General features: G+C 70.7%; 17 protein-coding genes. 8 read left to right on the forward strand and 9 right to left on the reverse strand.

The annotated features are described in order from the left end of the window. Positions 1-450: 450 nt before the first annotated feature. The gene (locus OG878_RS22470) at positions 451-1,158 is read left to right on the forward strand and encodes a M23 family metallopeptidase (protein WP_328888441.1); all 708 of its coding nucleotides are present in this window, start codon (positions 451-453) and stop codon (positions 1,156-1,158) included. Between the two features lie 35 nt (positions 1,159-1,193). Here the strand turns inward: OG878_RS22470 and OG878_RS22475 are convergent, their stop codons facing one another. Then, positions 1,194-1,778, reverse strand: coding sequence for a TetR/AcrR family transcriptional regulator (locus OG878_RS22475; protein WP_328888442.1), 585 nt, complete (start codon positions 1,776-1,778; stop codon positions 1,194-1,196). A 118-nt stretch (positions 1,779-1,896) separates the two neighbouring features. Between OG878_RS22475 and OG878_RS22480 the strand changes: the two genes are divergently transcribed. After that, positions 1,897-3,525: an MDR family MFS transporter gene (locus OG878_RS22480; protein WP_328888443.1), complete on the forward strand. Its 1,629-nt coding sequence runs from the start codon at positions 1,897-1,899 to the stop codon at positions 3,523-3,525. Between the two features lie 91 nt (positions 3,526-3,616). Here OG878_RS22480 and cseC read toward each other — a convergent pair whose 3' ends face one another. The 5 genes from cseC to OG878_RS22505 form a co-directional block, all read right to left on the reverse strand. Continuing rightward, positions 3,617-5,020 carry a two-component system sensor histidine kinase CseC gene (gene cseC, locus OG878_RS22485; RefSeq protein ID WP_328888444.1) on the reverse strand — a complete coding sequence of 468 codons (1,404 nt, stop codon included), beginning with the start codon at positions 5,018-5,020 and terminating at the stop codon, positions 3,617-3,619. Further along, on the reverse strand, positions 5,017-5,721 hold the full coding sequence (cseB, locus tag OG878_RS22490; protein WP_328888445.1) for a two-component system response regulator CseB: 705 nt from the start codon (positions 5,719-5,721) through the stop codon (positions 5,017-5,019). The genes cseC and cseB overlap by 4 nt, the downstream gene beginning before the upstream one ends. 54 nt (positions 5,722-5,775) lie before the next feature. Then, positions 5,776-6,468: a hypothetical protein gene (locus OG878_RS22495; protein ID WP_443049146.1), complete on the reverse strand. Its 693-nt coding sequence runs from the start codon at positions 6,466-6,468 to the stop codon at positions 5,776-5,778. Continuing rightward, positions 6,456-7,106, reverse strand: coding sequence for a SigE family RNA polymerase sigma factor (locus tag OG878_RS22500; protein ID WP_328888446.1), 651 nt, complete (start codon positions 7,104-7,106; stop codon positions 6,456-6,458). Before OG878_RS22500 ends, OG878_RS22495 begins: the two co-directional genes overlap by 13 nt. Positions 7,107-7,294: 188 nt before the next feature. Then, on the reverse strand, positions 7,295-8,197 hold the full coding sequence (locus OG878_RS22505) for an A/G-specific adenine glycosylase (RefSeq protein WP_328888447.1): 903 nt from the start codon (positions 8,195-8,197) through the stop codon (positions 7,295-7,297). A gap of 347 nt (positions 8,198-8,544) precedes the next feature. On the opposite strand from OG878_RS22505, the gene OG878_RS22510 reads away from it, so the two are divergent. Further along, positions 8,545-9,345 carry a hypothetical protein gene (locus OG878_RS22510; RefSeq protein WP_328888448.1) on the forward strand — a complete coding sequence of 267 codons (801 nt, stop codon included), beginning with the start codon at positions 8,545-8,547 and terminating at the stop codon, positions 9,343-9,345. 117 nt (positions 9,346-9,462) lie between these two features. Here OG878_RS22510 and disA read toward each other — a convergent pair whose 3' ends face one another. Both disA and radA read right to left on the reverse strand, forming a co-directional pair. Beyond that, the gene (gene disA / locus OG878_RS22515; RefSeq protein ID WP_277326809.1) at positions 9,463-10,587 is read right to left on the reverse strand and encodes a DNA integrity scanning diadenylate cyclase DisA; all 1,125 of its coding nucleotides are present in this window, start codon (positions 10,585-10,587) and stop codon (positions 9,463-9,465) included. Positions 10,588-10,666: 79 nt separating this feature from the next. Next, positions 10,667-12,079 (reverse strand): DNA repair protein RadA, encoded by a 1,413-nt coding sequence (gene radA / locus OG878_RS22520; protein ID WP_277326808.1) that lies wholly within the window; start codon positions 12,077-12,079, stop codon positions 10,667-10,669. 219 nt (positions 12,080-12,298) lie between these two features. On the opposite strand from radA, the gene OG878_RS22525 reads away from it, so the two are divergent. Further along, positions 12,299-14,071, forward strand: a complete 1,773-nt coding sequence (locus OG878_RS22525) for a BACON domain-containing protein (protein ID WP_443049147.1) — start codon at positions 12,299-12,301, stop codon at positions 14,069-14,071. 43 nt (positions 14,072-14,114) lie between these two features. Here OG878_RS22525 and OG878_RS22530 read toward each other — a convergent pair whose 3' ends face one another. Continuing rightward, complete coding sequence (locus tag OG878_RS22530; RefSeq protein WP_328888450.1) at positions 14,115-14,963, reverse strand: hypothetical protein; 849 nt, start codon at positions 14,961-14,963, stop codon at positions 14,115-14,117. A gap of 40 nt (positions 14,964-15,003) precedes the next feature. Between OG878_RS22530 and OG878_RS22535 the strand changes: the two genes are divergently transcribed. The 4 genes from OG878_RS22535 to ilvD all read left to right on the forward strand — a co-directional run bounded on the left by OG878_RS22535 (position 15,004) and on the right by ilvD (position 19,667). Next, the gene (locus OG878_RS22535; protein ID WP_328888451.1) at positions 15,004-15,951 is read left to right on the forward strand and encodes a Ppx/GppA phosphatase family protein; all 948 of its coding nucleotides are present in this window, start codon (positions 15,004-15,006) and stop codon (positions 15,949-15,951) included. Positions 15,952-16,133: 182 nt separating this feature from the next. Further along, on the forward strand, positions 16,134-16,961 hold the full coding sequence (locus OG878_RS22540; protein WP_328888452.1) for a sugar phosphate isomerase/epimerase family protein: 828 nt from the start codon (positions 16,134-16,136) through the stop codon (positions 16,959-16,961). Then, complete coding sequence (locus tag OG878_RS22545) at positions 16,958-17,599, forward strand: TetR/AcrR family transcriptional regulator (protein WP_328888453.1); 642 nt, start codon at positions 16,958-16,960, stop codon at positions 17,597-17,599. Before OG878_RS22540 ends, OG878_RS22545 begins: the two co-directional genes overlap by 4 nt. A 217-nt stretch (positions 17,600-17,816) precedes the next feature. Further along, the gene (gene ilvD, locus OG878_RS22550) at positions 17,817-19,667 is read left to right on the forward strand and encodes a dihydroxy-acid dehydratase (protein ID WP_328888454.1); all 1,851 of its coding nucleotides are present in this window, start codon (positions 17,817-17,819) and stop codon (positions 19,665-19,667) included. Positions 19,668-19,733 lie beyond the last annotated feature (66 nt).

Below are 19,733 nucleotides of genomic sequence, written 5' to 3' on the forward strand. Positions count from 1 at the left end.
CCCCCGGGAGCCGGATGCGCTTCGTTCCGGCGCAATCGGGCTGCAGGCCGAAGGTCCCGAAACGGACGGCCTTTGGGCCCACCGGCGGTGACAAGGCACACAGGCCTTTTGGGGTCTACTACGCGCCCTAGGGGATGCGGCGGTGGCTGCGGGAGGGCCCTTCGCCCCGGTGGGGGCCGGGGCTTTCGGGACGATGGCCGGAGATGCTCCGAACACCAGTAAATGTCCGTTTGGGGCGGTTTGGAGCTGGGGTTAAACCCACCCTGGCCGAAGAGATTCGGCGAGGTGGAGCGCGAGTGGCGCGGGACCTGTGGCGGTGAACTTCCGGGGATCCAACTACGGCTTTTGTTCGTAGATGGGGTGTTTGGGCATCCCTGGGGGTCCGGGTTACCAAGGTATGGCCAGCCCGGCAGACACGCCGGGTCCACTCACCTCCGGAGGATCTCGCTTATGTCGAAGCGCGCTACGTTCCAGCACATCCGCCGCCCGTCCGTCTCCCGTGTCCGTGGCGTCGTGGTCGCAGCCGGTCTGGGGACGTCGATGGTTCTCGGCGCGGGTGCTGCGTTCGCGGCCGGTCCGGCGAGCGCCCCCGACGCGGCGAACCTGGTCAACATGACGGCCGAGTCGGTCGCCCAGCAGGCGGTTGCGCAGAGCAAGGCGGCTGCGGTCAAGAAGGAGGCCGCGCTCGAGAAGGCGGCTGCGGTCAAGAAGGAGGCCGCGAAGGCGGCTCAGTCCGCCTCCGCCTGGATGGCACCGGTTCACCAGTACGAGCTGAGCGCCAGCTTCGGCAACGACGGCTCCCGCTGGGCCCACAAGCACTCCGGCCAGGACTTCGCCGTGCCGATCGGTACCAAGGTCGAGGCCGTGCACAGCGGTGTGGTCGTGAAGGCCGGCCCGAACGGTGGCGGCGACGGTCCCGCGTACGGCAACGCCATCGTGATCAAGCACGGCGACGGCATGTACTCGCAGTACGCCCACCTGTCGAAGATCGACGTGCACATCGGCCAGGCGGTGGAGAAGGGGCAGAAGATCGCCCTGTCCGGCAACACCGGCAACTCCAGTGGCCCGCACCTGCACTTCGAGATCCGGAACACCGCCAACTACGGTTCCGCGGTCAACCCGGTCACCTTCCTGTACAAGGAAGGCGTCAAGGTCTGACCCGACCGGACGCGCTCACCGCAGCCCGGGCCCCGCTACTTCGCGGGGTCCGGGCTGTGGGCTTGGGTGACCAGGCCGACGGCGACGTCGAGGACGGCCTCGCGCTTGTCCTCGACGTCGCCGTCGACGTCCTTGAGGAAGAACATCCCGGCGTGCATCGAGATGAGCGCGCTGACGCAGCGGACCTGGTCGGCGAGGGCGGCGTCGGGGTCCTTGAGCAGATCGAGCAGCTCCATGACCCGCTTCTTCGAGGTCTCCCCGACGCTGAGATCGCGCATGGCCGCCTGGTTCTCCTGCATGAAGCGGAACAAGGGGGCGGCGCCGATCAGTGCGTCGCTGTAACGGAACAGGAGCTCCTTCTTCGTCTCCAGGGTCCGCGGCTGCTCCTTGCCCCAGGCGATCAGCTCCTCGACGGGCCGGTTGAGGTCGTCGAAGATGCTGATGAGGATGTCTTCCTTGGTCTTGAAGTGGTAGTAGAGCGCGGCCTTGGTGACGTCCAGCTTCTCGGAGATCTCCCGCAGCGAGGTCTTCTCGTAACCCTGCTCGGCGAAGAGATCCAGGGCGACGTCCTGGATGCGCTGGCGCGTATTGCCGCGGCGTGGCTGCGATGTGCTGCCCATGGTGCTCTCCCAAAACTTACTTGACGCCCGGCTAGTTACGGGTCTACTTTCCCAGTGTAGTCAACTAGCCGGGCGGCAAGTAAGTGCCCGACGAGCAGGAGATCGGGGAAAAGGGATCATGGCGGATCTGAAGAAGGCGGCGGACGGGAAGGCGGACGGCAGACCGGCCGACGAGGCTGCTGCCGAGGAGACCGCGGCACCCGGGCCGCGGCAGCGCAGCGTCCAGGTGGTGATGCTCGCTCTGATGATCACGATGCTGCTGGCCATGCTCGACAACCTGATCGTCGGTACCGCGATGCCGACCATCGTCGGCGACCTCGGCGGTCTGGAGCATCTGTCCTGGGTCGTCACCGCTTACACCCTGGCCACCGCGGCCTCCACCCCCATCTGGGGCAAGCTCGGCGACATGTACGGCCGCAAGGGCATCTTCCTCACGTCCATCGTGGTCTTCCTGATCGGCTCCGTACTGAGCGGAATGGCCCAGGACATGGGCCAGCTGATCGGCTTCCGGGCCATCCAGGGTCTCGGCGCCGGCGGCCTGATGGTCGGCGTCATGGCGATCATCGGCGACCTGGTGCCGCCCCGCGAGCGCGGCAAGTACCAGGGCATGATGGCCGGTGTGATGGCCATCGCCATGATCGGCGGACCGCTGGTCGGCGGCACCATCACCGACCACCTCGGCTGGCGCTGGAGCTTCTACATCAACCTCCCGCTGGGCGCGGTCGCACTCGCCATGGTCACCGCCGTGCTGCACCTGCCGGACAAGGAGCGCCCCAAGGCGAAGGTCGACTACCTCGGCGCCGGGCTGCTGACCCTCGGCATCACCGCGATCGTGCTGGTCACCACCTGGGGCGGTTCGGAGTACGCCTGGGGCTCCGCCATGATCATGGAGCTCACCGCGATCGGTGTCGTCTCGCTCGTCGGCTTCCTCTTCGTCGAGACCAAGGCCGCAGAGCCGATCATGCCGCTCCACATCTTCCGCAACCGGAACTTCACCCTGATGTCGGTGATCGGCTTCATGTCCGGCTTCGTGATGTTCGGTGCGGTGCTCTTCCTGCCGCTGTACCAGCAGTCCGTCCAGGGTGCGTCCGCGACCAACTCCGGTCTGCTGCTCCTGCCGATGCTGCTGTCGATGATGGTCGTCTCGCTGTTCGCCGGACGGGTCACCACCACCAGCGGCAAGTACAAGATCTTCCCCATCATCGGCTCCGTCCTGATGGTGGGCGGCCTGTTCCTGCTCTCGCTGATGGACACCGGCACCACCCGCTTCACCTCCGGCGTCTACATGGCGGTGCTCGGTGCGGGCATGGGCTTCCTGATGCAGATCACGATGCTGGTCGCGCAGAACAGCGTCGAGCTGAAGGACATGGGCGTCGCCTCCTCCGCGACCACCCTCTTCCGTACGCTCGGCAGCTCCTTCGGTGTCGCCATCATGGGTGCGCTGTTCACCGGACGGGTGCAGGACGAGATGATGGCCCGCGGCGGCGGAGGAGCCACCGCGAGGTCCGCGCAGCTGGACGCGGCGAGCCTGGCGAAGCTTCCGGACGCGGTGCGTGAGGCGTACCAGTTCGCGGTGTCGTCCGGTACGCACATCGCCTTCCTGGTCGGCGCCTGCGTCGGTGTGATCCCGCTGGTGGCGGCGTTGTTCGTCAAGGAGGTGCCGCTGCGGGGGGCGGGTCCGGAGGCCAAGGCGGAGCCCAGCGATCAGGCACCGGCGGCCGACGCCATGCAGACCGAGACCGTCTGACCGGCCTGACCTGGTCGACCACAGAACGGGCGGGGCCCCTGGGGTGCGCGGACCGTGCACCTCAGGGGCCCTGCCCGTTCCGTACGCCTGATCAGCTGCCGTCCGGGGAGGCGTTCGGCCCCGTGCTCCATGTGCTCCCCGTGCCGCGCGGCTCCGCCCCGCCGTCCGCCTTGCGCTGTTCGGCGAGCTGGAGGACCGGGAAGCTGCCCGTGTTCGTCGGGGCGTGCTCCGGCAGCCACAGCACGGCGACCGCGCCGCCGGCACCCTCCGCCGCGCCCTGCGGTGCCGCGTTCCGGAAGGTAAGCCGGGCGCCGAGGACTCGTGCCTGTCCGGCCGCGATGGTCAGCCCCAGGCCGTGACCGTGCCCGGCACGGTCACTGCTTCCGGTACGGAACCTGCTCGGGCCCTCCCGCAGCAGCGCCTCCGGGAAACCGGGCCCGTGATCGCGTACGCGCACCACCCGGCCCTCGACCGTGACCTCCACCGGAGTCGAACCGTGTTTGGCGGCGTTGCCCAGCAGGTTGCCGAGGATGCGCTCGAGCCGGCGCGGATCGGTGTTGACCCACGACTCGTGCACCACCTGGACCCGCACATCCGGGTCCAGCAGCGCGACCCGCCGGCTGACGAACTCGCCGAGCGCGATCTCCTGCAGCTCGGCCCGCTCCGACGCGCTGTCCAGCCTGGCCACCTCCAGCACGTCCTCGACGAGCGTGCGCATCGCCTGCGCCCGGTCCCGTACGAGCTCGGTGGGGCGGCCCGGCGGCAGCAGTTCGGCCGCCGTCAGCAGCCCGGTCACCGGTGTGCGCAGCTCGTGCGCGATGTCCGCGGTGACCCGGCGCTCGGCCTCGATCCGTTCACCCAGCGCGTCCGTGAGGGCGTCCACCGCACGGGCCAGCTCATCGGTCTCGTCCCGGATGACTCCGCCGATGGCCTCCCTGACCCGTACCTCCGTATTGCCCTGCGCGACCTTCCCGGCCGCGGCCGCCGCCTTGCGCAGCCGCCGCGACAGCTGTCCGCCTATCAGTACGCCCAGTGCGCAGCCGCCGAAGACCACCGAGACGGAGCCGATGATCAGCGCCCGGTCGAGATCGCCCATGATCGTGGCACTGCGGTTGGCGAAACGGGTGTGCAGCGACAGCACGTCGCCGTTGGCCAGCGGTACGGCCGCCCACACATCGGGCACCCCGTTCGCGTACTCGTCGACATGCGTGGCGCGCCGGTTCCTGCTGGTCTCCGCCCGCAGGCTCTGCGGCATCGTCGGGTCGTTGAGCTTGGCACCGAACTTGGGGTCGGCGTTCTTCGTCTTCGTCGCCTCGTACAGCAGCTGCGCATACGTCAGCCGCTCCAGCTGGACCTCGCGGGCGTTCTCCAGCATCGAGACGCGTGCGGCGTTGTGTACGACGAGGCTCAGCGCGACCGCGATCAGCGCGCCGACCGCCGCGATCGCGATACTGATCTTCCAGCGGACCCCTGTCCGCAGAGCCACCCGGTTCATGCCTTGAGCTTGTAGCCGAAGCCGCGGACCGTCTCGATCCTGTCCTGCCCGATCTTGGTGCGCAGCCGCTGCACATGGACGTCCACGACCCGGGTGTCACCGCCCCAGCCGTAGTCCCAGACCCGTTCGAGGAGCTTGTCGCGGGAGAGCACCGTGCCGGGCGCGGACGAGAACTCCAGCAGCAGCCGCATCTCGGTCGGGGTGAGCGCCACCTGCTCGCCGCTCTTGCGCACCTCCATGCCCTCGGTGTCGACCTCCAGATCGCCGAAGACCAGCACCCCGCCGACCGGCTGCGACTCTGTCTCCGTGCCGCCCGGCTGCCCGCCCGACGCATGACCGAAGCGGCGCAGCACGGCGCGGATCCTGGCGACCAGCACGGCGCCGTCGAAGGGCTTGGTGACGTAGTCGTCGGCGCCGGCCTCCAGGCCGAGCACCACATCGATCGAATCGGCGCGGGCCGACAGCATGATCACGGGCACCGTCGACTCGTCCCGGATGCGGCGGCACAGGCTGACCCCGTCCAGGCCCGGCACCATCACGTCGAGCAGCGCGATGTCCGGGCGGTCGGTCCGGAACGCCTCCAGACCGGAGAGGCCGTCAGGCATCGCGGTGACCGTGAAACCGTCCCGCTCCAGCGCCAGCTGGGTGGCCTCACGGATGACATCGTCGTCCTCGACGAACAGGACGTGGGTCTCGGCCATCGACTGCTCTCAGCTCTCGGTTCTCGGCTCGTGCCGTGCTCTGCTCCGGCGGTCTCAGCTCTTCGCCGGCTCCGCGGCCCCGGGGAGATCCCCTTCTCCGTTGCCGACGGCCCTGTTGAAGTCGTTGTGCACCCGGTCGTGCTCGTTGAACCGGTTGCCGGCCCAGTGGTACGTGACCACTTCCTCGCCGGACGGGTACGCGACGGCGTCCTTCTTCTCGTACACCTGTGTCGTCACCACCAGGTCACCGCGGTCGATGGTCCCGTAGATCGCGGGCTGTTCCATGGTGAAGACGTTCTCGTACGTGCCGTTGCTCCGCGGGCGGTACACATACGTACCGACCCCCACCGAGTCGCCGCAGGTCATCACATTCACCACGACGTCCGCCGATGATCCGCCGGTCAGCGTGCCGTACGAGCTGTCGACCGGATACTCGTTCCCCGTGCACGGCTTCAGGTCCGTCCTGACCCGCTCGCTCACCCGGGGGTCCTGCTTGACCAGCTGGACGGCATCGACGCGCCGGTCGGCCTTTCCGGTGGGAGGGGCGGCGACCGACGGTGTGACCTGGGCGACCGGCTGGGTGCCGGCCGGCCCCTCGTCGCGGGTACCCGTACCCCCGGTGGAGCAGCCGACGGCGAGCAGGCCGAGGGCGGCGAGTCCGGCCATGGCCGTACTGCCCGCCGCCCAGCCGGTGAGCCGGCTCCCGCCCCTGCCGGACGCCCCGCCACTGTCTGTCAGGCCGCGCACCGCTCCCGCCCCCGTTCGTCATGCCGCCGGTCCGCCTGTTCGCGCACCTGCGCCCGTACCCGTGCACGTTCCGGAGTGCGGGCGGCCGGAACGCGGTCGCCGGCCGTGCGGCCCTGGGCCTCACGGGCCCTGGCTTCCCTGCTCATGGCCTCGCGGCTCTCCAGCTCCTGGCGCAGCCGCGCCAGCGCCCGGTGCAGTGTGCTCTTCACCGTACCGGCCGACATACCGAGCGCCGCAGCCGTCTCCTCCGTGCTCATCTGCTCCCAGTGTCGCAGCACGACCACGCTGCGCTGCTTGGGAGCCAGCACGCCCAGGACGTCCATCAGCAGAGCACGGTCGGCGCGCTGCTCGGTGCCGTCCTCGATGCTGGCGTCGGGCAGCTGCTCGGTGGGAACCTCCTCCAGCCTGCGGGCCCGCCACCACTCCGTACGCGTATTGATCATGACGCGGCGCAGGTAGGCGTCGGCGAGGGACTTGTCCGCGATGCCGTCCCAGCGGCCGAACGTCCGTGCCAGGGCGGTCTGCAGCAGGTCCTGCGCGTCCACCGGGTCGGGGACCAGACGGCGCGCGCTGCGCAGCAGGGCCTCCTGCCGGGTGCGTACGTACTCTTCGAATTCGAGCACCTCGCCATGCGCCATTCCAACCGCCTCCGTCCCCGTGGATCCCCGTGTGACCTCTGCCAGCCGCTGATCGCGCGAGCTGACGGTCGGAGACGTTACGGAGCGGTTGTCACGGCGCTGTCCGGAGCAGCCATAGGCCGATGCACGGCTGTCCATCGGTTGTGTAACAGCGGGCGGGAGCCCACCTGACCCGCAAGCGGGAGGATCTAACTGAGCGGCAGCCGGTACTGCCCGCCCGGAAGCGGTTCGACCAGGCCGTCGGCGACCAGGCCGTCCAGCGCGCGGGCCCGTTGCACCGGCTCCTCCCATACGGCGTCCAGCGCCGCCTGCGGCACCGGGGTCACCGCCTCACGCAGCACGGCGAGCAGCCGGCCGCGCACCTGCCGGTCCGTACCCGCATAGCTCTGACCGCGACGTGGGGGCCCCTGGTGCTCGGGCTTCCCGGCCAGCCGCCAGGCGCACTGCGTGGCGATGGGGCAGCGCGTGCAGTCCTCGTTCTTCGCGGTGCAGACCAGCGCCCCGAGCTCCATCGTCGCGGCTGCCCAGCGGGCCGCGCGTTCGTCCTCGTCGGGAAGGAGCGCGCGGGCGAGCTTCCGTTCGGCGGCGGTGGTCGCGTTCGGCGGGTACTGAATGCCGGTCGCGGCCCGGGCGAACACCCGGCGGACGTTCGTATCGAGGACGGCATGGCGCTGCCCGTAGGCGAACGAGGCCACGGCTGCTGCCGTGTACTCACCGATCCCGGGCAGTGCGAGCAGCTGACTGTGCTCGCTCGGTACGTCGCCCCCGTGCCGTTCAGTTATTGCCTGCGCGGCCCCGTGGAGGCGCAGGGCTCGCCGCGGGTAGCCGAGCCGGCCCCAGGCGCGGACCGCTTCGCCGGGCGGCTCGGCCGCCAGGTCGGCGGGGCGGGGCCAGCGGGCCAGCCACTGTTCGTACACCGGGAGAACCCGGTTGACGGGGGTCTGCTGCAGCATGAACTCGCTCACCATCACACCCCAGGCGCCCGCTTCGGGGCGGCGCCAGGGCAGATCGCGGGCGTGCTGGTCGAACCACCCGATGACGGGAGTGTGGAGGGAAGTGGGGGGCGTCTGTGTCGCAGTCATGGCAGTCATCGCTCGTCGATCCTGGCACGGAAGGGCGGACAACGGTCATGGCAGCGGGGGTGTCGCCCCTCTTGAGGGCTCTTGGGGTGATATTGCCACCCGTCTGTCCCCACAGCGAGCCCGCCGGTGGCCCTGCATGCGGGCTCCGGCTCCTCCTCCGGGACGGCGGCCCGGCAGGCTCGGCGACAGACTGTAGCCGCCCTTGCATGGTTGTCACAGTGGGTGATTGTCAGGCGTCTCACCTGCGGAAAGGCGGCGGCGGAACACGCCGTTCCATGATGATGATCCGCAAAACTTGAGGATCGGAGCGGCGGGTGGGGCGGGAGTTGGCGCAGAACTCTCGTACAGTTTGGGCCGTGGGATCTCTGCGTAATCCGATCGGGCCGCTTCCCTCCTCCATCTACTGGCGACGGAGGGCCGTGGCGGCTGCTCTGATCGTGCTGCTCGCGCTGCTGATCGCATGGGCCGTCATGTCCGGTGGCGGCGGGAAGACCATGGACGACTCCCGGCCCAAGGGGTCGGGCCCCGCACAGTCGATCACCCCCGGACCTTCTGGTTCCGGTCCGGCCATCAGCCAACGGCCGGGCGGGCGCGACGAGTCGGGCGACTCCGGCGGGAGCGGCGACAACGGCAGCGGTACGGACGAGAGTTCCGGCGGGACCGGCGGCGGCAACGACGCGGGATCCGGACCGGGTTCGGGCAGTACGTCCGGCGGCGGCAGCGAGGGCCAGCAGATTCCGGCCGGGTCGTCGATCCCCTACTGCTCTTCCTCCGCACTGCAGTTGACCCTGCGCACCGATCTCAACTACGGCCCCGGCGAGAAGCCCAAGTTCGAACTGGTCGCCAAGAACACCTCGTCCCTCAGCTGCAAGGCCGACCTCGGGCCGAAGAGCGCGGTGCTGACCATCACCGAAGCCGGTGGCGACGACGACGAGGTGTGGTCCTCCAGGGACTGCCCGCGCAACGCGGGCCGCGTGCTGCTGAAGGTCCCGGCGGGCGAGACCGTCGTCCACACCGTGGAGTGGGACCGTAAGAAGAGCTCGCCGAACTGCGCGACGCCGCCCGCGGGGAACGCGGGACCCGGTACGTATCTCGTCGAGGCGAAGGCCCCTGGCGAGCCGGTGCAGCGCGCCTCGTTCGTCCTCGCGAAGGACTGAGCGGCCACAGCGGGCGAGCAGTGGAGCGACCGGACCCCGATCGAGGTCCGCGACGCACAGCGGGGCCCGGTCCACCGACCGGGCCCCGTGACGTCTCGCAACCGCTGGACGCGACCGCTACACGTACCGCTCAAGGATCGACGACTCGGCCAGTCGCGACAGCCCCTCGCGCACGCTGCGCGCCCGCGCCTCGCCGACCCCGTCCACCGTCTGGAGGTCGTCGACGCTCGCCGCCAGCAGCTTCTGCAGGCCGCCGAAGTGCTCCACCAGCCGGTCGATGATCGCCCCGGGCAGCCGCGGCACCTTCGCCAGCAGCCGGAAGCCGCGCGGCGAGACCGCCGAATCGAGGGTCTCGGGCGAGCCGCTGTACCCCAGGGCCCGTGCCACGACCGGGAGTTCGAGCAGCTCGGTGTGGGAGAGCCCGTCCAGCTCGGTCAGCGCCTCCGTGACCGTGCGGGACCGCTTGGCGGTCGGCTCCGGCACGTAATCGCGCACGACGAGCTCGCGCTCCGGCTCGACGCCGGCGATCAACTCGTCGAGCTGGAGGGAGAGAAGACGGCCGTCGGTGCCCAGCTCCACCACGTACTCGGCGATCTCGGTCGCGATCCGCCGGACCATTTCCAGGCGCTGTGCGACCGCCGTCACGTCCCGCACCGTCACGAGGTCCTCGATCTCCAGCGCGGAGAGCGTGCCCGCGACCTCGTCGAGGCGGAGCTTGTACCGCTCCAGGGTGGCGAGGGCCTGGTTGGCGCGCGAGAGGATCGCGGCGGACTCCTCCAGGACGCGGCGCTCCCCGTCCACGTACAGCGCGATCAGACGCATCGACTGCGAGACCGAGACGACCGGGAAGTTGCACTGCTTGGAGACCCGGTCCGCCGTGCGGTGGCGGGTACCTGTCTCCTCGGTGGGGATGGAGGCGTCCGGGACCAGCTGCACGCCGGCCCGGAGGATCTTCGTCATGTCCTTGTCGAGGATCAGCGCCCCGTCGAGCTTGGCGAGCTCGCGCAGCCGCGTCGCGGTGAACTCCACGTCCAGCACGAAGCCGCCGGTGCACATCGACTCGACGGTCTTGTCCATGCCGAGCACGATCAGCCCGCCGGTGTTGCCACGGAGAATGCGCTCCAGGCCGTCCCGCAGGGCCATCCCGGGCGCGACGGCGCTCAACGAGGCGCGCATCAGCGCCTCATTACCGGTGCCTTGGCCGGACTTTCCGGGCGATGATGCCCGGTCGTTGGCTGCCACTGCACTCCTCCGGTCACAGGTTTGCGGTGCCCTACGTCACTCATACCGTTCGTACGGACGGGCGAGACCAGGGCAAAGTCTACCGGCGCGCGTTGTCCTCCCGTGGGGCCTCCGGCCGAGACCGGCGCGGGAGCACTCTGAGCGCGTCTCCCACGTTGGCGACTTCCGTGACCTTCATACCGGGCGGGACCTTTCCGGGATCGGTCGGAACCAGCGCGTGCGTGAAGCCCAGACGGTGTGCTTCGGCCAGCCTGCGCTGCACCCCCGTAACCCTTCTGACCTCGCCCGCGAGGCCCACCTCGCCGATCGCCACCAGGTTCTTGGGCAGGGGTGTGTCGCTTGCCGCGCTGGCCAGCGCGAGCGCCACCGCGAGGTCCGCGGCGGGCTCGGAGAGCTTCACGCCACCGACCGTCGCGCTGTAGATGTCCCGCTTGCCGAGCGCGCTGATCCTGCCGCGCTGCTCCAGAACGGCCAGCATCATCGAGACCCGGGACGTCTCCAGACCGGAGGTCGTGCGCCGGGGCGAAGGGATCTGCGAATCGACCGTCAGCGCCTGCACCTCGGCGACGAGCGGGCGCCGCCCCTCGAGCGTGACCGTCAGACAGGTGCCCGGCACGGGCTCGTCACGCCGGGTGAGGAAGAGGCCGGAAGGATCGGCGAGGCCCGTGATGCCCTCGTCGTGCAGTTCGAAGCAGCCGACCTCGTCGGTCGCTCCGTACCGGTTCTTCACGCCCCGGACGAGCCGGAGGCGCGCATGGCGGTCGCCCTCGAAGGACAGCACCACATCGACGAGATGCTCCAGCAGCCGGGGCCCGGCGATCGCACCGTCCTTGGTCACATGGCCGACCAGCAGCGTGGACATGCCGCGCTCCTTGGATGCGCGGATGAGCGCTCCGGCGACCTCCCGGACCTGCGCCATGCCGCCGGGCGCGCCCTCGATCTCCGGCGAGGCGACCGTCTGTACGGAGTCGAGGACGAGCAGAGACGGCTTGACCGCGTCCAGATGGCCGAGGACCGCGGAGAGATCGGTCTCGGCGGCGAGGTAGAGGTGGTCGTTGATCGCCCGGATCCGGTCGGCGCGCAGCCGCACCTGGCTCGCGGACTCCTCCGCGGTGACATAGAGGGTGCGGTGCTCGTCACTGGCGGCCTTGGCGGCCACGTCCAGCAGCAGCGTCGACTTGCCGACGCCCGGCTCGCCCGCGAGCAGCACCACGGCCCCGGGGACCAGCCCGCCGCCGAGTACCCGGTCCAGCTCGTCGACCCCGGTCGACCGGGCGGTGGCCTGCCGGCTGTCGACCTGGCCGATGGGCAGTGCGGCCGAGCTGACGCGGCCGGCCGCCGTCGTCCGTACGGCGGGGGCGCCGCCGAACTCCTCGACCGTCCCCCACGCCTGGCATTCGGGGCATCGGCCGAGCCACTTGGCGGTCGTCCAGCCGCATTCGGTGCAGCGGTAGGACGGCCGGTCCTTCGCGGATTTCGTACGGGCAGCCATGGCGCCACCGTATAGGTGAGGTCTGACAACGCCGCCCGGCGCGGGTGCGCAGGTGGCTCGCGGCGGCGGGTGCGGGGCGTGCGCGCAGGGCGCGGCCGTCCGGAAAGCCCTGCCGGAGTCGAATATTCCTGTCCCCTTTCGAGGCATACGTTCATCCGTAAGGGTTAAATGTGCGCAAGGGGTGCCAAGCGCATGCCCGGCCCTGCCTACGGTCGCCAGGTGACGAGCAGCAGGCTGGAGATCCACACGCACACCACCGGCGCACACCGGGCCCAGCACCGTGCGCCCCGGTCGTCGCCGAAGCGAACGCCCGCCCGTTACGAGGCGTATCTCGACGGTCTGTTCACCTACTGCCTCTCCGTGCTCTGCGATCACGACGCAGCCGTCGAGGCGCTGGGCACCGTGCTCGCGCTCGCGGAACGGCAGGACGGGCGGTGCCCGAAGGGTGAGGAGGAACGTAAAACCTGGCTGTATGCGCTGGCCAGGTGGACGTGCCTGCGCAAGCTCGCCGAGCAGAAGCAGAAACGGGGCCGCCAGGCGCACCGCCATCAGCCGGCCGAGCAGCCGGGCAGGCCGACCACGGCCGCCCACGGGGCGCGTGCGAAATCCCGTAGGCCCCCCGCGCCCGTCCCCGCCCGCGCAGCCGCTGCGAACGCCCCCGAGACCGATGCGGCCGCCGAGGCCCACCGCCGCGAACTCGCCCAGCTCGCCTGGCCCGAGGCCGCGGGCACCACCCCCGAACAGCGCGAGGCGCTCGAACTGGCGGTCCGCCACCACCTCGCCCCGCGCGCCGTTGCCGCCGTCCTCGGGCTCGACCCCGCGACCGCCCGCGAGCTGCTCGCCACCGCGGCCTGCGAGGTGGAACGCACCCGGGCCGCCCTCGCCGTCGTGGAGACCGGCAACTGCCCCAGCGTCGCCCGGCTCACCGGCGACCACCGTGTCCTGCTCTCCGTCCCCCTGCGCCGCGAGCTCGTCCGCCACGTCGACGACTGCCCCCGCTGTCGCCGCGTCGCCGAGCGGGCGGGCGCCGAAGGCCCCTGGCCGGGTGCGACCGTCAGCCCGGGCGCCGCACTGCCGGTCGTGGAGGCCCCGCGGCCGTCCGCGTACGTGGCGATGATCCACGCCCAGAGGAATCGGTCCGGCACTCCGCGCTTCGACCGGACGGGCTTCCCGCTGGACCCGAAGGACCACGCCGCCCGCCGGGACCGGCTGCGGGCGAGAGTCGTGACGACGACGCTGGTGGCCACGGTCGTCGCCGCCCCTGTGATCGCGCTGTGGTCCGCCTACCGGGGCGCGCCGCTGACCGGCGAGGGGCATGACGGCTCATCGGTCGCCGCGACGGGGACGGACGACCGGAGCGACCTCGACGGCAACCCGTACGACCGCTACGAGAACGCGGGCAACGCCAGTCCCCAGCCCGGCTCCCGCTTCAAGGACGGCAGCGGCACGCCGGACGTGTCCGCCGAGGTGATCAGTTCCGGAACGGGGCAGCACGGCCCCGGCAGATTCGCGGTCACGGCCCGCTCGGCCGGCGACACGACGCTGATCACGCTGACCGCCTCGGGCGGTGCGCCCGTGGCCTGGTCGGCACGGGCGGACGCCCCCTGGCTGCGCCTCAGCAGGCCGTCCGGCACCATTGCCGCGGGGGAGAGCGTCACGATCCGGGTCTCTGTGGACCATGCGAGGGAACCGGCCGGGGCCTGGAGCGCGCACATCCGTCTGGCGCCGTCGGGCTCGACCGTGATGATCAGCGGACACCGGGCGGTGGCGGCAGCGTCCCTACCGGCCAGGCCCACCCGGCCGTCCCATCCGTCGACTCGGCCTCCGACGTCGCCCGGCCCCTCGGAGACGACCGAGCCGTCGCCCGGCCCCACATCGCCCCCGGCGGACCCGTCGCCTTCCCCGGACCCGTCGGGCTCGTCGAACCCGCCCGCTCCGTCCGATCCCGCCGATCCGGGGACAAGCCCGAGCCACCCGGCACGGACGGACTGAAGGACGCCTTCAGCCCGCCCCGGGCTGATCCGGTCGAAAGACCCTAGGGCTGCACCGGGTCCGCCGGGTGCGGCGCCATGGGCAGCAGCGAGGAGAGCCGCTCCTCGCACAGTTCGACCAGCCGCTCGTAGGCCTCCTTGCCCATCAGCTCGGTGAGCTCGGGCCGGTACGACACATAGACCGGCTCCCCGGCCCCGTGCGCCGAGGTCGCCGACGTGCACCACCAGTGCAGATCGTGCCCGCCCGGACCCCAGCCGCGGCGGTCGTACTCGCCGATGGAGACCTGGAGCACGCGCGTGTCGTCGGGCCGGTCGATCCAGTCGTACGTACGCCGGATCGGCAGCTGCCAGCACACGTCCGGCTTGGTCTCCAGGGGCTCCTTGCCCTCGCGGAGCGCCAGAATGTGCAGCGAACAGCCGGCCCCGCCCGCGAACCCGGGCCGGTTCTGGAAGATGCAGGATCCGTTCCAGCGACGCGTCTGGCGTTCTCCGTCGTCGTCGAGCTGGACCCAGCCCGTCTCCGTGCCGACATCGTGGAACTGCCACAGATCCGGGGTCAGCCGGGAGACGTGTTCCGCCACCCGCTTCTCGTCGTCCTCGTCGGAGAAGTGCGCGCCCAGCGTGCAGCACCCGTCGTCCGCACGGCCCGCCTGGATGCCCTGGCAGCCGCTGCCGAAGATGCAGGTCCACCTGGAGGTCAGCCAGGTCAGGTCGCAGCGGAAGATCTGTTCGTCGTCCGCGGGGTCGGGGAACTCGACCCAGGCGCGTGCGAAGTCGATCCCCTTCTCGTCCTCGGACCGGTCCGGCCCGTTCACTTCCGGCTGCTGCATCTCCTGCTTCGTTTTCTGCTTCTTCGTGACTTTGCCCGGCTTCGCCTTTTTCGTCTTTGGCACGGGCCAAGAGTAAGTCCGCGAGGGCAGTAGCGTTCCGGCTATGAGACTCGGAGTCCTCGACGTGGGGTCGAACACGGTTCATCTGCTGGTGGTGGACGCGCATCCCGGCGCCCGCCCGCTGCCCGCTCATTCGCACAAGGCGGAGCTGCGCCTGGCCGAACTCCTCGACGCGGACGGGGCCATCGGCCCCGAGGGTGTGGACCGGCTCGTCACGACGATCGCGGATGCCCTGCAGGCCGCCGAGGACAAGGGCTGCGAGGACGTGCTGCCGTTCGCCACGTCCGCGGTGCGGGAAGCGAGCAACGCCGACCAGGTGCTGGCCCGGGTACGGGAGGAGACCGGCATCGACCTCGTCGTCCTCAGCGGTGCGGAGGAGGCCCGGCTCACCTTCCTCGCCGCCCGCCGCTGGTTCGGCTGGTCGGCGGGGAAACTGCTGGTCCTGGACATCGGTGGCGGCTCGCTGGAGATCGCGTTCGGCATCGACGAGGGGCCCGACGCCGCGGTGTCGCTGCCGCTCGGGGCCGGACGCCTCACCTCCGGCTGGCTGCCGGGCGATCCGCCGGACCCGGCCGAGGTGAAGGCGCTGCGCCGCCATGTGCGGACGAGCATCGCCCGTACGGTCGGCGAGTTCAGCCGCTTCGGCCGCCCCGACCATGTCGTCGCGACCTCCAAGACGTTCAGGCAGCTCGCCAGGATCGCGGGTGCCGCACGGTCCACGGAGGGCCTGTACGTGCAGCGTGCGCTCACCCGCAAGGCGCTGGAGGAGTGGGTGCCGAAGCTGGCGGCGATGACCGCCGACCAGCGGGGCCGGCTGCCCGGGGTCTCCGAGGGGCGGGCCGCGCAGCTGCTGGCGGGGGCGCTGGTCGCGGAGGGGGCGATGGACCTTTTCGGGGTGGAGGAGCTGGAGATCTGCCCGTGGGCGCTGCGCGAGGGAGTGATCCTGCGCCGCCTGGACCACCTCCCGGCAGCGGCCGCCGCTCTGAACTGACCCGCACCACCCGCCCGGCGGACCCCGGCGAGAAGGGAGCCGTCGGGTGGTGGCCGGCTTCCGCGCCCGGGGCCGTCGGGGCCCCGCGAGCCCGTCCGGGCGCGCCCGGCGCCGACCATGGTCCTGCTCACTTTCCGCCCCGCTCCTCGGTGGCGCGCACAGCCTCCCCGTACCCTGTCCCCGTGGCAGAACCAGTGGTGCGCATCCCGGATGCGAAGGTCGCCCTGTCGACGGCTTCGGTGTATCCGGAGTCGACGGCGACGGCCTTCGAGATCGCCGCGCGTCTGGGCTACGACGGTGTCGAGGTCATGGTCTGGACCGACCCCGTGAGCCAGGACATCGAGGCGCTGCGACGGCTCTCGGACTACCACCAGGTGCCGATCCTCGCCGTTCACGCGCCCTGCCTGCTGATCACGCAGCGGGTCTGGTCCACCGATCCATGGGTGAAGCTCCAGCGGGCCCGTACGGCCGCGGAGAAGCTCGGCGCGTCGACGGTCGTCGTCCACCCGCCGTTCCGCTGGCAGCGGCAGTACGCGCGCGACTTCGTCACCGGCATCTGGCGCATGGCGGACGAGACGGATGTCCGGTTCGCCGTCGAGAACATGTACCCGTGGCGGTACCGGGACCGCGAGATGCTTGCGTACGCCCCCGACTGGGACGTCACCAACGACGACTACCGGCACTTCACCGTGGACCTCTCGCACACCGCGACCGCCCGCACCGACGGCATGGCCATGGTCGAGCGGATGGGCGACCGCCTCGCACACATCCATCTGGCCGACGGCAAGGGCTCGAACAAGGACGAGCACCTGGTGCCCGGCCGCGGTGACCAGCCCTGCGCCGAACTGCTGGAGCAGCTGGCCCGCACCGGTTTCGACGGCCATGTCGTCATCGAGGTCAACACCCGCCGCGCCATGTCCGCCGCCGAACGCGAGGCCGACCTGGCGGAGGCGCTCGCCTTCACCCGGCTCCACCTGGCGTCCGCGACGGCGCAGGTGCCGCGCCCATGACCAGCCACGGGGACAGCGACTCGCGCGGCCCCGCCGAACGCCCCAGACGCCGCGGCCGCCCCGCCCGTACGGCCGAGGCCACCGGCCCCGGGGCCCGCGAACGCATCCTCGAGGCGGCCCGTACCGAGTTCGCCGAACGGGGCTACGACAAGACGTCGATCCGCGGCATCGCCAAGGCGGCAGGCGTCGACGCCGCACTCGTCCACCACTACTTCGGTACGAAGGACGACGTCTTCGCGGCGGCGATCGAGGTCTCCTTCGAACCCGCACTGGTGCTGCCGGCCATCATCGGCAACGGCACGGACGGCCTGGGGGAGCGCCTGGTCCGCTACTTCATCGGCGTCTGGGAGAACCCGGTGTCCAGAGCGCCGCTGCTGGCGATCATGCGGTCCGCGCTGACGCACGAGGCGGCGGCGAAGGTGCTGCGCGGTTTCGTGCTGCGGCGGCTGCTGGAACGGATCGCGGAGACACTGGACGTACCGGACGCGACGTTCCGCGCGGAACTGGCCGCCTCGCACATGGTCGGGATCGCGATGCTGCGGTACGTGATCCGGGCGGAGCCGCTGGCGTCGGCGGAACCGGAGAAGATCGTGGCGATGGTGGCACCGACCCTGCAGCGCTACCTGACAGAGGCCTGACCGGCCCTCCCGGAACGTCTTCGGCCGTCCGCGCAGCCGCTCGACGTGCCAGGGTGGCGATCCGGCCACCCTGGCACGCGAGGACCGGAGAGGCGGCGAGCACCCCCACCCGCCCACACAGCGAGCACTCCGTCCCGCATTCCGGACACCGTGTCCAGATCTTGGAGCCAAGGCGTAACCTCGAAGACAGTCTTTTCTGTCGAAGGAGCGAGAGACGATGCCCCAGCTGAGGTCCCGCACTGTCACCCACGGCCGCAACATGGCGGGCGCCCGCGCCCTTATGCGGGCCTCGGGCGTAGCGAGCGAGGACATCGGCAAGCCGATCATCGCGGTCGCCAACTCCTTCACCGAGTTCGTCCCCGGTCACACGCACCTCGCCCCGGTGGGCAGGATCGTCTCCGACGCCATCAAGGCGGCAGGCGCCGTGCCGCGCGAGTTCAACACCATCGCCGTCGACGACGGCATCGCGATGGGCCACGCCGGGATGCTCTACAGCCTCCCGTCCCGCGACCTGATCGCCGACTCGGTCGAGTACATGGTCGAGGCGCACTGCGCGGACGCGCTGATCTGCATCTCCAACTGCGACAAGATCACCCCCGGCATGCTGATGGCCGCGATGCGCCTGAACATCCCGACGGTCTTCGTCTCCGGCGGCCCGATGGAGGCCGGCAGGGCCACTCTCGTCGACGGCACGGTCCGCAAGCTCGACCTGATCAACGCGATCAGCGACGCCGTCAACGAGAACGTCTCTGACGAGGACATCCTCCGCATCGAGGAGAACGCCTGCCCCACCTGCGGCAGCTGTTCCGGCATGTTCACCGCCAACTCGATGAACTGCCTGACCGAGGTCCTCGGCCTCTCCCTCCCCGGGAACGGCTCCGTCCTCGCCACGCACACCGCCCGCAAGGCGCTGTACGAGGAGGCCGGCCGTACGGTCGTCGAGATCACCAAGCGCTATTACGAGCAGGACGACGCGACGGTCCTGCCGCGCTCCATCGGCACCCGCGCCGCGTTCGACAACGCGATGGCGCTGGACATCGCCATGGGCGGCTCCACCAACACGATCCTGCACCTGCTCGCCGCAGCCCAGGAGGCCGAGCTGGCCTACGACCTCGACGACATCAACGAGGTCTCGCGCCGCGTCCCCTGCCTGTCGAAGGTCGCGCCCAACGTGGCCCCCGGCGGCACGTACTACATGGAGGACGTCCACCGGGCCGGGGGCATCCCCGCCATCCTCGGTGAGCTCCACCGCGCCGGCCTGCTCAACGAGGACGTGCACTCGGTGCACTCCGCCACCCTCGCCGAGTGGCTGAAGAACTGGGACGTCCGCGGCGGCTCCCCGTCCCCCGAGGCCGTCGAACTGTGGCACGCGGCCCCCGGATGCGTCCGTTCCGCGACGGCCTTCTCGCAGTCCGAGCGCTGGGACACGCTCGACCTGGACGCGGCGGGCGGCTGCATCCGCGACCTGGAGCACGCCTACTCCAAGGACGGCGGTCTCGCGGTCCTGAAGGGGAATCTCGCCGAGGACGGCTGTGTCGTGAAGACGGCCGGCGTCGACGAGTCGATCTGGACCTTCGAGGGCCCGGCGGTCGTCTGCGAGTCGCAGGAGGAGGCCGTCGACAAGATCCTCCGCAAGGAGATCAAGGAGGGCGACGTCGTCGTCATCCGTTACGAGGGCCCGCGCGGCGGCCCCGGCATGCAGGAGATGCTCTACCCCACGTCCTTCCTCAAGGGCCGCGGTCTCGGCAAGAGCTGCGCCCTGGTGACCGACGGCCGGTTCTCCGGCGGTACGTCGGGCCTGTCGATCGGCCACGCTTCGCCGGAGGCCGCATCGGGCGGCACGATCGCGCTCGTCGAGGACGGCGACCGGATCAGGATCGACATCCCGGACCGGTCGATCGAGCTCCTCGTCCCCGAGGCCGAACTGACCGCCCGCCGCGAGGCGCTGAACGGCGTGTATGCGCCGAAGAACCGCGAGCGCAAGGTCTCGGCGGCGCTGCGGGCGTACGCGGCGATGGCGACGAGTGCGGACCGCGGCGCGGTCCGTGACGTCTCCAAGCTCGGCTGACACACGCACGCACACGGCCCGTCCGGCCCCCGGTGACCAGCGGTCGCCGGGGGCCGGACCGCATCC

The sequence above is a fragment of the Streptomyces sp. NBC_00316 genome (assembly GCF_036158715.1).
Lineage (GTDB): Bacteria > Actinomycetota > Actinomycetes > Streptomycetales > Streptomycetaceae > Streptomyces.